Raw genomic sequence first — 14,093 nt, forward strand, 5'->3', positions numbered from 1 at the left:
ACCATTATCCGATGTTATTTTTTGACTGGTGACATAATCATTTAAATGTCGAGTAATACTTGTTTTGTGTTTTCGTAGCGCCTGAGATATTAACTCCTCAGACCAACCTTCAGCAGATAATAAAATCGCTTTTATTCTATCGCACTCGCGCTTATCCCTGCTCATTTTATGGCGAGATTCTAAAATCTTTTTTTGCTGATAGGATAATGATATTTGCATATAGACAGTTTGATCTTTTAAATTTAAATTTCAACTTAATTTTCCTAAATGAGAAGTCTTTTCAAAGATCATGGGTATAGACAGTTTGATCTTTTAAATTTAAATTTCAACTTAATTTTCCTAAATGAGAAGTCTTTTCAAAGATCATGGGTATATATCATTAGCCTTGTGACTTAGTGGTAAAAGAGGGTAACCGACTCCGAAATTTTCCTCTCTATCAGGCAATAGGGTAATGGAAAATGTTATGCATGTCGCTTTTGATTTGTTAGATAATTGATAGTCACCGTAGTGACACTACTAATATTAAAAATGGATTTTCACTTTTTGCACTCTTGTTTTCTGGGTTAGTGCAAGCTGACACCGCGGACAGAATTGATGACTCTTTTTCTGATACGTTTACAATTCGTATGGGTGGTTATTTGATTGCACGCAACGATACGGTGTTAAGTGCAACGACGCCTTATCTTGTTGGAAGCAAAATTAATTTACAAGACGATGTAGGCATGGATGGTCATCGCAACAGTTTCCACATCGATAGCCACTATCATTTTAATGATCTTCATAAGTTAGAGTTTTCCTATTACAACATTCGTAATGGCAGTCGTAAGGTAATTGAAAAGTCATTTTAGTTTAATGGATCAACTTTTTCGGTAGGTGCTGAAGTAGGTGCGCATTTTAATTTAAACATTTATTCAATACCTTCGCTAATTTTGATTTAAGTTGGAAATGGAATTCCATACCAGTAAAAATCAACCACTTACAAGTAAAAAGTTCGCCAAAATGGGTTAGTTTCCATTTTGGCGAAGGTATTGTTATTTGATTAGCATCTTTGCTCAGCCAGCTTCAACAGGCGTTCTGGTATCGGTGGCGTTATTAAGCTTGCAAAAGCAAGTCGTTCAATCATGCTTTCTAAGTTATAACGACGATTAAACTTATCGCTAAACTCTGCAAGATACCGAGGTAGATGCTTCACGTTTATTGCAGGAAAGGTACCATGCATGGCGTTTTTTACATTGCTAATCATGGTGTTTACCCATTTGAAATAAGGGATTTAAACACACTCTGCGCCTCCGCTGGTTACAATTGAAAAATGAAATACATCAGCATCACAAGACCATTAAAACATGCAAGCCCATCTGAAACGGTTACTGATTTAGCTTTTATATATCGTTTTACCCAATCCGTTATCTCTTGTTTTTAAAAGCCTTTAACTACGCTGAAGCGCATAGCTACTGGATGCCTCTCATCATTTGCTGATATAGCCGCAATAAATGGGCGCTTTCCTTTTGCCCCTCGAGCTTTGCTCATGCTTTTGGGTGTTTGACATAAAATATTATTTTGTGAAGCAAGTGTCAGCCCAGACATGACTGAAGCACAATTTAGCCGTTGGCGAACATGAAATTGCTGGTGGGGTGAATTAACGCTCGCTAGACAAGTTGTCATATTTCACTGATTTAGTGATAAATGCACACGTCTAACGGTTAAAAAACAGTCTTTTTAATAAAAACACAATATTATCACGTTACAAAAGGAGGAAAATTCCTTATACTTACGTGCTTTATTTTCAGGTGAAAGATTTAAACAATACCTTTAAAGCTTTCGCTGTACTTATTGGCAACAACTGCTGATAAGTATTATTCAATATTTTATTTAACGGATAGATGAGTTATGAACGCAACAAATACCGAAAACAGCAATAGTTCAATGGATGGACTAAAGTGGGCTGTGACCATTATTTTATTAGTCGCTATTATCGCTGGTAATTACTTGTACGGAGAAAGCGTACATGTCGTTGCTCGCGTTCTTGTTTTAGTGATCATGGCCGGCCTTGCAGTGTTATCTGCATCGATGACCGAAAAAGGCAAAACATTTGTTGGTTTTGCAAAAGATTCACGTTTAGAAGTACGTAAAGTGGTTTGGCCAACACGCCAAGAAACAGTACAAACAACACTTATCATTCTTGCAGTATCAACTATTGTTGGTTTAGTGCTGTGGGGCCTTGATGGTATTTTTGTTCGTGTTGTTGCGTTTATCACCACCTCTATTTAAGTTTAAGGGTTTAATATGTCAGAAGCAGAAGAAGTGCAAAAGAAAAGATGGTACGTAGTGCAAGCTTTCTCAGGATATGAAGGTCGTGTACAAAAAACGTTAATCGAGCATATTAGATTAAACGAAATGGAAGAGCATTTCGGTGAAATTTTAGTGCCAACAGAAGAAGTGGTTGAGATGCGCGCGGGTCAAAAGCGAGCAAGTTCACGTAAATTCTTCCCAGGTTATGTGTTAGTTGAAATGGCGATGAACGATGCAAGTTGGCATTTAGTAAAGAGCATTGATCGTGTCATGGGTTTTATTGGCGGCACAAAAGAGCGTCCAGCCCCTATTTCACAAAAAGAAGTCGATAATATTCTTGACCGCTTGAAAGAGTCTGTTGATTCTCCGCGTCCTCGTACCTTGTTTGAAGCGGGTCAGATTGTACGTGTTGTTGATGGTCCATTTGCTGATTTCAACGGAACAGTAGAAGAAGTGGACTACGATAAGAGTCGCTTGAAAGTATCTGTTTCTATCTTCGGGCGTGCAACGCCAGTTGATCTTGAGTTCTCTCAGGTAGAAAAAGATTAATCCTAATTTTAACCTCTAAACAATAAAGGTTAAAAAAAGTACAAAAAAGCTTGTGAAAGGCGGTGAATTATAGGTATAATTCGCCGCCTTTTTTATTTGTTGATTCATTCAATAAATAGATAAAGAGTATAAATTTAACGGGAAGCTAGCCCTTAAAACGTTAGCGTTACACCCAAACATAGGTAGTATTATCATGGCTAAAAAAGTACAAGCATATATCAAGCTGCAAGTTTCAGCTGGTATGGCTAACCCGTCACCACCAGTTGGTCCAGCACTTGGTCAACATGGTGTAAACATCATGGAATTTTGTAAAGCATTCAATGCGAAAACAGATTCAATGGAAAAAGGCGCTCCAGTACCTGTAGTAATTACAGTATACAACGATCGTTCTTTCACTTTCGAAACTAAGACTCCACCTGCATCTTACTTGCTTAAGAAAGCTGCTGGTATCAAATCTGGTTCTGGCGTTCCTAATAAAGACAAAGTGGGCACAGTAACACGCGCTCAACTTGAAGAGATCGCTAAAACGAAAGAAGTTGATCTAACGGGTGCTGATCTTGATGCGATGGTACGTTGTATAGCGGGTTCTGCTCGTTCAATGGGTGTGGAAGTAGAGGGTTAATACTATGGCTAAATTATCTAAACGCATGAAAAACATCCGCGCTAACGTTGATGTGACTAAAGAATATGAAATCAATGAAGCAGTAACGCTTCTTCAAAAACTAGCGACTGTGAAGTTCAACGAAAGTGTTGATGTTTCAATTAACCTCGGTATTGATTCTCGTCGTAGTGATCAAAACGTACGTGGCGCGACTGTGTTACCACACGGTACGGGTCGTAACGTTCGTGTTGCTGTATTTACACAGGGCGCTAACGTTGAGAAAGCAAAAGAAGCGGGTGCTGACATTGTTGGTATGGACGATCTTGCTGCATTGGTTAAGAAAGGCGAAATGAACTTTGACGTGGTTATTGCATCACCAGACGCAATGCGTGTTGTTGGTCAACTAGGTCAAATCTTAGGTCCTCGTGGTCTAATGCCTAACCCGAAAGTAGGTACTGTAACACCTGACGTAGCAACAGCGGTTAAAAACGCTAAAGCAGGTCAAGTACGTTACCGTACTGATAAGAATGGTATTATCCATTCTACCATCGGTAAAACATCGTTTTCTGCTGATCAAATCAAAGAAAACCTAGAAGCACTGTTAATTGCGCTTAAAAAAGCAAAACCATCAGGCGCGAAAGGTGTTTTCTTGAAGAAAATTTCTCTATCTACAACGATGGGTGCTGGCATTAAAGTTGACCAAGCAACTCTCGATACTACGGTAGCGTAATTTTATATAGCATCAGTTCACAATTTTATTGTTAAGCTGTTGCTAACCCCGTTATCTCTAATTGAGATAACGGGTATACAAGACGGCAAGTTATCTGTATAATTTGTCGCCTTACTTTGGAGGGCCTTAGGTCCCTTCTTAGACCGTAGGTGCAAAAATTTGTTTTAACTTACTTTTGCTTAATCCCCTACGTAGATGGTGCCGGACCCCAGAAAGAATTATTCTACTGGATCCGATTACCGAAATAGTGCCTCACTTTTATAGTGAGGGTGTTTACTGGTGTAATAACCAGTGGAATCCAGGAGTAAAACCAAATGACATTAAAACTCGAAGACAAGCAAGCTATTGTCGTTGAAGTTAATGCGGCTGCAAAAGTTGCTTTGTCTGCTGTTGTTGCCAATTCACGTGGCGTAACAGTTGGTGCAATGACTGAACTTCGTGCTAAAGCGCGTGAAAACAATGTTTATTTACGTGTAGTACGTAATACATTGGCACGCCGTGCAGTTGAAGGTACAGACTTTGCATGTCTAGCAGACACGTTTACCGGTCCTACTATCCTTGCATTCTCAAACGAACATCCAGGTGCAGCAGCACGTCTTTTAAAAGACTTCGCTAAAGCAAATGAATCGTTTGAAATAAAAGGGTTAGCATTTGAAGGTGAGTTCATTGAACCATCTGATATCGACCGTCTAGCGACATTACCAACATACGATGAAGCAATTGCAAGACTGATGGCTACGATTAAAGAAGCTGCCGCTGGCAAACTTGTACGTACTCTGGCTGCATTACGCGACCAGAAAGAAGAATCTGCAGCTTAAATTAAGCTGTCATTTAATTAATTTTTTAAAATAGGAATTGACTCATGTCTATTACTAAAGACCAAATCATTGACGCTGTTGCTGAACTAACAGTTATGGAAGTTGTTGAACTAATTGAAGCAATGGAAGAAAAATTCGGCGTATCTGCAGCAGCTGCTGTTGCAGCAGGTCCAGCTGGTGCTGGCGAAGCTGAAGCTGAACAAACTGAATTTGACGTTGTTATGACTGCGTTCGGTGAGAACAAAGTTAAAGCAATCAAAGCGGTACGTGCTGCTACAGGTCTTGGCCTGAAAGAAGCTAAATCGACTGTTGAATCTTGTCCTGTAGTGATCAAAGAAGCGCTTTCGAAAGAAGAAGCTGAAACACTTAAAGCGACTCTAGAAGAGATCGGCGCTACAGTCGAACTTAAATAAGTTAGATTTTCTAATTTATTTGCCATGAAAATGGCATTGGCTGGTGATTTTTTAATCACCGGCCTTTTTGCGCTATAGGATACCGTGATTTTCCATTGTTTTTTACGGTCATCGGACATTAAAGGTAGTGTTATATAACGCACTATTAAGACTAAACAATGTGCGCCGTTGTCGAGCAAATTAATGCCTAAAACAGATTAGGCCAGGCAGCTATGAACACTTAATCAGCGAACTAAAGGAACCACATGGGTTACTCTTATACTGAGAAAAAACGTATTCGTAAGGATTTTGGGAAGCGTCCACAAGTAATGGAAAAACCATACTTGTTGTCAATTCAACTAGATTCATTTAAACGATTCATTGAAGTCGATCCAACAGGCGAAGTGGGTCTAGAAGCTGCGTTTAACAGCATCTTCCCAATCGCTAGTTACTCTGGTACATCAGAACTGCAATATGTAAGCTACCGTTTAGGTGAGCCAGTATTTACGGTAAAAGAATGCCAAGTACGTGGTATCACATATTCAGCTTCTTTACGTGTTAAATTACGTTTAGTTATTTACGATCGTGATGCGCCAGCAGGTACGGTTAAAGATATCCGCGAACAAGAAGTGTACATGGGTGAAATGCCACTCATGACTCAAAATGGTACGTTTGTTATCAATGGTACTGAGCGTGTTATCGTTTCTCAATTGCATCGTTCTCCGGGTGTTTTCTTCGATCACGATAAAGGTAAAACACACAGTTCGGGTAAAGTGTTATATAACGCACGTGTTATCCCTTACCGTGGTTCTTGGTTAGATTTTGAATTTGACCCGAAAGATAACCTGTTTGTTCGTATTGACCGTCGTCGTAAACTACCTGCAACTATTATGTTGCGTGCACTTGAATACACAACGGAACAGATTCTAGAGATGTTCTTTGATAACACCCACTTTGAAATTAAAGATGGTGCTATCTCAATGGCATTGATTGCTGATCGTCTACGTGGCGAGCAATTTAACTTTGATATTATTGGTAACGGTAAAACCTACGTTGAGATTGGCAAACGTGTTACTGCACGTCATATCCGTCAGCTACAAAAAGATAATATTGATACTATCGAAGTACCACTTGAGTATCTTGAAGGTAAAGTTTCTGCAAAAGATTACATCAGCAAAGAAACAGGTGAGATCATTGTTAACGCAAATGACATCTTCACACTTGAGTTACTTGCAGAACTTGCACAGTCTGGTATTAAAAAATTCGAAACTATCTATACCAACGAGTTAGATTGTGGATCGTTTATCTCAGATACATTACGTGTTGATTCATCAACCAATAAGCTTGAAGCGTTAGTTGAAGTTTACCGCATGATGCGTCCAGGTGAGCCACCAACAAAAGATGCAGCTGAAGGTCTGTTCCAAAACCTATTCTTCGCTGAAGAACGTTACGATCTTTCTAAAGTAGGTCGTATGAAGTTCAACCGTCGTGTTGGCAATGAAGGTGATGAAGGCTCAGGTATCTTATCGAAAGAAGATATTTTAAGTGTCATGAAAACACTGATCAGCATTCGTAACGGTAAAGGTATTGTGGATGATATTGATCATCTTGGTAACCGTCGTATTCGTTGTGTTGGTGAGATGGCTGAAAACCAATTCCGTGTTGGTCTCGTCCGTGTTGAACGTGCCGTTAAAGAACGTTTATCACTCGGCGATCTTGATGCAACCATGCCTCAAGATTTGATCAATGCAAAACCTATCTCTGCTGCTGTTAAAGAATTCTTTGGTTCTTCACAACTGTCTCAGTTTATGGATCAAAATAATCCGCTTTCAGAAGTGACACACAAACGTCGTATTTCTGCGTTAGGCCCAGGTGGTTTAACACGTGAACGTGCGGGCTTTGAAGTACGTGACGTACATCCAACGCATTACGGTCGTTTATGTCCAATTGAAACGCCAGAGGGACCAAACATTGGTCTAATTAACTCATTGGCAACGTTTGCTCGTACTAACAGTTACGGTTTCTTAGAAACACCGTACCGTAAAGTAGTAGACGGTAAACCAACAGATCAAGTTGAGTACCTTTCTGCAATCGAAGAAGGTTCATTTGTCATCGCACAGGCGTCAGCGCGTATCGATGAAAATGGTCTATTGAATGAAGAGTCAATTCCATGTCGTCACGAAGGTGAAACTACCTTTATGGCACCTGCAGATATTGATTATATGGATGTATCGCCACAACAGATCATCTCTATCGCTGCGTCACTTATCCCGTTCTTAGAACATGATGATGCTAACCGTGCCTTAATGGGTGCAAACATGCAACGTCAAGCGGTACCAACATTACGTGCGGACAAACCGCTTGTAGGGACTGGTATCGAGCACCGTATCGCGGTTGACTCGGGTGTAACGGTGATTGCAAAACGTAGCGGTGTTATCGATTATGTTGATGCATCACGTATCGTGATTAAAGTGAATGATGAAGAGCTACTTCCTGGTGAAGCGGGCATCGACATCTACAACTTAACTAAATACACACGTTCAAACCAGAATACCTGTATTAACCAAAAACCAACCTGTAAACCTGGCGAGCCAATCGTTAAGGGTGACGTGTTAGCAGATGGTCCATCGACAGATATGGGTGAGTTAGCACTAGGTCAAAACATGAAGATTGCCTTCATGCCTTGGAATGGTTACAACTTCGAAGATTCAATCCTTATCTCTGAGCGTGTTTCGCAAGAAGATCGTTTTACTACGATTCATATCCAAGAGTTTTCATGTGTTGCACGTGAAACGAAATTGGGTGCGGAAGAGATTTCTGCCGATATTCCTAACGTTGGCGAAGCTGCACTGAGCAAACTAGACGAGTCTGGTATTGTTTATGTGGGTGCTGAAGTTAAACCGGGCGACATTTTAGTGGGTAAAGTAACCCCTAAAGGTGAAACACAACTTACCCCAGAAGAGAAGCTATTACGTGCTATCTTCGGTGAAAAAGCGTCTGACGTTAAAGACAGCTCGCTACGTGTTGCTAACTCAACTTACGCAACGGTTATCGACGTTCAAGTCTTTACTCGTGATGGCGTTGAGAAAGATAAACGTGCACTTGAAATTGAAGAGATGCAGTTAAAAGCGGCTAAGAAAGATCTTAATGAGAAATTCAAGATCCTTGAAAACGCTATCTTTGAAAAAGCATTAAACATCTTAATTGGCGCAGGCCAAGATGAGCAACGTTTACTACAGATGCCTCGTGCACAGTGGTTAGAAGTTGTTGTTGATGATGAAGAGAAACAAACGTATCTGGATCAAATCATTGCACAATACGATGAAGTTAAAACAGATTACGATAAAGAGTTTGATGTTAAACGTCGTAAAATTACCCAAGGTGATGATTTAGCGCCGGGTGTTCAGAAAATTGTTAAAGTTTACTTAGCGGTACGTCGTCGCCTACAACCAGGTGATAAAATGGCGGGTCGTCACGGTAACAAGGGTGTTATCTCCAACATCGTACCGGTTGAAGATATGCCTTACGATGAGTTTGGTGTTCCTGTTGATATCGTACTTAACCCGTTGGGTGTACCATCACGTATGAACATCGGTCAGATTCTCGAAACACATTTAGGCTTTGCTTGTAAAGGTGTGGGTGAGAAACTTGAACGTATGATCAAAGATCAGCGCGTCGTTGAAATGACTAAAGTACGTGCTTTCATTCAGAAAATGTACTCGTTTGGTGATGCTCCGTGTCACGTAGACATTAGTGAATTTGATGATGAAGCAGTAATGCGTCTAGCTAAAAACCTTTATAAAGGTTTACCAGTTGCAACACCTGCATTTGATGGTGCTTACGAGTCTGAGATTCGTGAACTACTCAGAATGGCTGACTTACCAGAGTCTGGTCAGATCACCTTAACAGATGGTCGTACGGGTCTTGATTTTGAACGTCCTGTTACCGTTGGTTACATGTACATGCTGAAACTGAATCACTTAGTTGATGATAAAATGCATGCACGTTCTACGGGTTCTTACTCGCTGGTAACGCAGCAACCACTTGGTGGTAAAGCGCAGTTCGGTGGACAGCGTTTCGGTGAGATGGAAGTATGGGCACTGCAAGCATTTGGTGCGGCGTACACGCTTCAAGAGATGCTTACGGTTAAGTCTGATGATGTTAACGGTCGTACTAAGATGTATAAAAGCATCGTTGATGGCGACCATACAATGGAACCAGGCATGCCTGAGTCGTTCAACGTATTGTTGAAAGAGATCCGTTCATTAAGCATCAACATCGAGCTAGATGAATCAAACTAGAATCTACTTCTAGTTAAAAATATGTAGTGCCTTGTTACTAAGGCACTTAGTTTTAACTCCTATGGGAGAATAGCGTGAAAGACTTACTAAAGTTTTTAAAACAGCAAAATAAAACCAAAGAATTTGATGGTATTAAAATTGGTTTAGCATCACCTGAACAGATCCGCTCTTGGTCGTTTGGTGAAGTTAAAAAACCTGAAACCATCAACTACCGTACATTCAAACCTGAGCGTGAAGGTCTTTTCTGTGCACGTATTTTTGGACCAATCAAAGATTACGAATGTCTTTGTGGTAAATACAAGCGTCTGAAACATCGTGGTGTAATTTGTGAAAAATGTGGCGTTGAAGTAACACAATCTAAAGTTCGTCGTGATCGTATGGGTCATATCGAACTAGCATCACCTGTTGCGCACATTTGGTTCCTTAAATCACTTCCGTCTCGTATCGGCTTAATGCTTGATATGACACTGCGTGATATCGAACGTATTCTTTACTTTGAATCTTTCGTGGTGACCGAGCCGGGCATGACTGATCTTGAGCGTCGTCAAATTCTTCTTGAAGAAGAATACTTAGACATGCTTGAGCAGTGGGGCGATGAGTTTGAAGCATTAATGGGTGCAGAAGCTGTATTCTCTTTGCTTAAACAACTTGACCTTGAGCACGAAATTGCTGAAATGCGTGAAGAGCTAGGCACAACTAACTCTGAAACGAAACGTAAGAAATTAACTAAACGTTTGAAATTGGTTGAGTCTTTCCATCAATCGACTAACAAACCAGAGTGGATGATTTTAACCGTACTTCCAGTACTTCCACCTGATTTACGCCCTCTAGTACCACTCGATGGCGGACGTTTCGCTACGTCGGATCTAAATGACTTATACCGTCGTGTTATTAACCGTAATAACCGTCTAAAACGTCTTTTAGACTTATCTGCACCTGACATTATCGTACGTAACGAAAAACGTATGTTACAAGAGTCTGTTGATGCGCTGTTAGATAATGGTCGTCGTGGCCGTGCTATTACTGGTTCGAACAAGCGTCCTCTTAAATCGCTTGCAGATATGATCAAAGGTAAGCAAGGTCGTTTCCGTCAAAATCTACTCGGTAAACGTGTAGATTACTCGGGTCGTTCTGTAATCACTGTTGGTCCAACACTGCGTTTACACCAGTGTGGTCTTCCTAAGAAAATGGCACTTGAATTATTCAAACCCTTTGTTTACGGAAAATTAGAAGCATTAGGTCTTGCGACAACGATTAAAGCAGCTAAGAAATTAGTTGATCGTGAAGGTGGTGAAGTTTGGGATATCCTAGAAGGTGTTATCCGTGAACATCCTGTGCTACTTAATCGTGCACCAACACTTCACAGGTTGGGTATCCAAGCATTTGAACCTGTTCTTATTGAAGGTAAAGCGATTCAGCTTCATCCGTTAGTATGTGCGGCTTACAACGCCGATTTCGATGGTGACCAAATGGCGGTACACGTACCGTTAACAATCGAAGCACAGCTTGAAGCACGTACATTGATGATGTCTACCAACAATATCTTATCGCCTGCAAACGGTGAGCCGATTATTGTTCCTTCGCAAGATGTTGTATTGGGTCTGTATTACATGACGCGTTCAAAAATCAATGCGAAAGGCGAAGGCATGTGGTTCATGAATGCAAAAGAGGCTGAAAAAGCTTATCGCGCACGTGTTGTGGACATGCAAGCAATCGTTAAAGTACGTATGACACAAGTGCATATTGCTGAAGATAAATCACGCACTGAAACAACAGAAATTGTTGATACAACAGTCGGTCGTGCGATTCTTTCGTTAATCATGCCAACAGGTTTACCGTTTAAACATATTGATTTAGACATGGGTAAAAAAGCAATCTCTAATGTATTGAATGCTTGTTACCGTCTATTAGGCATTAAAGACACGGTTATCTTTGCTGATCAGCTTATGTACACCGGTTTTGAGTATGCAACATTGTCAGGTGCCTCTGTAGGTATTGATGACATGGTGATTCCAGATGCTAAGAAAGCGTTAGTTGAAGAAGCGGAAGAGCAAGTTGCTGAAATTTATGAGCAGTTCCAAGCAGGTCTAGTAACAGCGGGTGAGCGCTACAACAAAGTGATCGATATTTGGGCAAGTACCAATGATCAAGTTGCAAAAGCGATGATGGATAACTTATCTGTTACTCAAGTTGAAAATGCTGCCGGTGAAATGGTTGAACAGAAATCGTTTAACAGTGTTTACATGATGGCCGATTCGGGTGCACGTGGTAGTCCAGCGCAGATTCGTCAGCTTGCTGGTATGCGTGGTCTAATGGCAAAACCAGATGGTTCTATCATTGAAACACCTATCGTAGCGAACTTCCGTGAAGGTCTAAACGTACTTCAGTACTTCATCTCAACGCATGGAGCACGTAAAGGTCTAGCTGATACCGCACTTAAAACGGCAAACTCGGGTTACCTAACGCGTCGTCTTGTTGATATTGCACAAGATTTAGTTATCACAGAAGAAGATTGTGGTAGCACAGAAGGGCTATTAGTCACACCGCTTATCCAAGGTGGTGATATTGTTGAGCCGTTACGTGAGCGTGTACTAGGTCGTGTTGTTGCAAAAGATGTGATTAAACCGGGTACTAAAACAGTGGTATTGCTTGCACGTAATACACTGCTTGACGAAAAACTGTGTGATCTTATCGAAGCATCATCCGTTGACCAAATTTGGGTTCGCTCTGTTATTACTTGTAAAACAGACTTTGGTGCTTGTGCTGCTTGTTATGGTCGTGATTTGGCGCGTGGACATGTTGTTGGTCAAGGTGAAGCAATTGGTGTTATGGCTGCGCAATCAATCGGTGAGCCGGGTACACAGCTCACAATGCGTACGTTCCATATCGGTGGTGCTGCATCGCGTGCCGCTTCTGAGAACAATATCCAAGTTAAAAACACAGGTAAGATTAAATTACATAACGCTAAGTTTGTAATTAACTCTGATAATAAAGTGGTTGTAACGTCACGTTCAACCGTGCTAACGATTATCGATGAGTTAGGTCGTACTAAAGAGAACCATAAACTGCCTTACGGTTGTGTACTTGATAAGAAAGATGGCGCTGCAATCACAGCTGGCGAAATTATCGCTAACTGGGACCCGCATACACATCCAATTATCACCGAAGTAGCGGGTAAGATTGAGTTCCTTGATTTTGTTGAAGGGATCACCATCACTAAACAAACGGATGAACTCACTGGTTTATCAAGTATTGTGATTATCGACCCTGCACAGCGTCCTACCGCGGGTAAAGAGTTGCGTCCAACGGCGAAACTGCTTGATGCCGATGGTAATGATCTGTTCATTCCGGGTACAACGGTGGCAGCACAATACACGCTTCCTGCTAATGCGATTGTTAATCTTGAAGATGGCGCGCAAGTACAGGTTGGTGATGCGGTTGCACGTATTCCACAGGAAAGCTCGAAAACACGTGATATTACCGGTGGTCTACCTCGCGTAGCTGACTTGTTTGAAGCGCGTATTCCAAAAGATGCTGCCATTCTTGCTGAAGTATCAGGTACATTGGCATTTGGTAAAGAGACGAAAGGTAAAATTCGTTTAGTTATCACTCAAGCTGATGGTACGCCGTACGAAGAGATGATCCCTAAATGGCGTCACCTAAACATCTTCGAAGGTGAGAAGATTGAAAAAGGTGAGGTTATCTCGGATGGTCCTGAGTCTCCGCATGATATCTTACGTTTACGTGGTATTAGCCCAGTAGCTAACTACATCACTAACGAAGTACAAGAAGTTTACCGCTTACAAGGCGTAAAAATTAATGATAAACATATCGAAGTTATCGTTAACCAAATGCTACGTAAATGTATGATCACTCATGCGGGAGATTCTAACTTCCTCGCGGGTGAGCAAGCTGAACTTGTACGTGTAACGATTGCAAACCGTAAGCTAAAAGCGGAAGGTAAAACGCTTGCAACTTATGATTACCAGTTATTGGGTATCACTAAAGCATCACTTGCGACAGAATCATTTATCTCTGCAGCCTCTTTCCAAGAAACAACACGTGTTCTTACGGAAGCTGCTGTTGCGGGTAAATGTGACAAACTACACGGTCTTAAAGAGAACGTTATTGTTGGTCGCTTGATCCCTGCGGGTACGGGTTTTGCACATCATAAAGCACGTGCAGCTGCCAAAGCGAAAGCACTTGAGCCACAACCTGCTGAGCCGGTTGTAGATATTGATGCTGCTGAGCAAAACTTAGCAGACTTACTAAACGCAGTTGATTTTGGTGAATAAGAATCGGCTATAAAATTACTTACTCTTTTGATTTCAAAATAATCAGTTAGTTAAGATTTTTTGAAATCAATTTAGAGTAAGTTAATTTGTAACGATTCAGGATCGGCTTCAAAATTAC

Annotated in this window: 10 protein-coding genes and 1 pseudogene; 9 read left to right on the top strand and 2 right to left on the bottom strand. The window is 41.0% G+C overall.

The features are described 5' to 3' along the window. Nucleotides 1–219 (bottom strand): helix-turn-helix domain-containing protein (locus G322_RS0112420; protein WP_022942094.1); only part of this gene is annotated, 219 nt, incomplete at its 3' end. Between the two features lie 347 nt (nt 220–566). Here G322_RS0112420 and G322_RS0112425 point away from each other — a divergent pair. Beyond that, nucleotides 567–848 (top strand): hypothetical protein, encoded by a 282-nt coding sequence (locus tag G322_RS0112425; protein ID WP_022942095.1) that lies wholly within the window; start codon nt 567–569, stop codon nt 846–848. Nucleotides 849–1,039: 191 nt separating this feature from the next. Here the strand turns inward: G322_RS0112425 and G322_RS24260 are convergent. Beyond that, a pseudogene (locus tag G322_RS24260) lies at nt 1,040–1,521 on the bottom strand (IS1595 family transposase); the annotation flags it as partial. 366 nt (nt 1,522–1,887) lie between these two features. Between G322_RS24260 and secE the strand changes: the two are divergent. The 8 genes from secE (at nt 1,888) to rpoC (ending at nt 13,975) form a co-directional block, all read left to right on the top strand. Beyond that, entirely contained in the window at nt 1,888–2,268 is a 381-nt protein-coding gene (gene secE / locus G322_RS0112440) for a preprotein translocase subunit SecE (RefSeq protein ID WP_022942096.1), read from the top strand. 15 nt (nt 2,269–2,283) lie between these two features. Next, nucleotides 2,284–2,838, top strand: a complete 555-nt coding sequence (gene nusG / locus G322_RS0112445) for a transcription termination/antitermination protein NusG (protein WP_022942097.1) — start codon at nt 2,284–2,286, stop codon at nt 2,836–2,838. Nucleotides 2,839–3,031: 193 nt separating this feature from the next. Further along, nucleotides 3,032–3,460, top strand: a complete 429-nt coding sequence (gene rplK, locus G322_RS0112450; RefSeq protein WP_022942098.1) for a 50S ribosomal protein L11 — start codon at nt 3,032–3,034, stop codon at nt 3,458–3,460. A gap of 4 nt (nt 3,461–3,464) precedes the next feature. Further along, nucleotides 3,465–4,169, top strand: coding sequence for a 50S ribosomal protein L1 (gene rplA / locus G322_RS0112455; protein ID WP_022942099.1), 705 nt, complete (start codon nt 3,465–3,467; stop codon nt 4,167–4,169). Between the two features lie 314 nt (nt 4,170–4,483). Continuing rightward, nucleotides 4,484–4,987, top strand: coding sequence for a 50S ribosomal protein L10 (gene rplJ / locus G322_RS0112460; protein ID WP_022942100.1), 504 nt, complete (start codon nt 4,484–4,486; stop codon nt 4,985–4,987). 44 nt (nt 4,988–5,031) lie between these two features. Continuing rightward, entirely contained in the window at nt 5,032–5,400 is a 369-nt protein-coding gene (gene rplL / locus G322_RS0112465) for a 50S ribosomal protein L7/L12 (protein WP_022942101.1), read from the top strand. 245 nt (nt 5,401–5,645) lie between these two features. Next, nucleotides 5,646–9,680, top strand: coding sequence for a DNA-directed RNA polymerase subunit beta (rpoB, locus tag G322_RS0112470; protein ID WP_022942102.1), 4,035 nt, complete (start codon nt 5,646–5,648; stop codon nt 9,678–9,680). A 74-nt stretch (nt 9,681–9,754) separates the two neighbouring features. Continuing rightward, complete coding sequence (gene rpoC / locus G322_RS0112475) at nt 9,755–13,975, top strand: DNA-directed RNA polymerase subunit beta' (protein ID WP_022942103.1); 4,221 nt, start codon at nt 9,755–9,757, stop codon at nt 13,973–13,975. Nucleotides 13,976–14,093: the final 118 nt, after the last annotated feature.

It is taken from the genome of Psychromonas hadalis ATCC BAA-638 (genome assembly GCF_000420245.1).
In the GTDB taxonomy this organism is placed as follows: domain Bacteria; phylum Pseudomonadota; class Gammaproteobacteria; order Enterobacterales; family Psychromonadaceae; genus Psychromonas; species Psychromonas hadalis.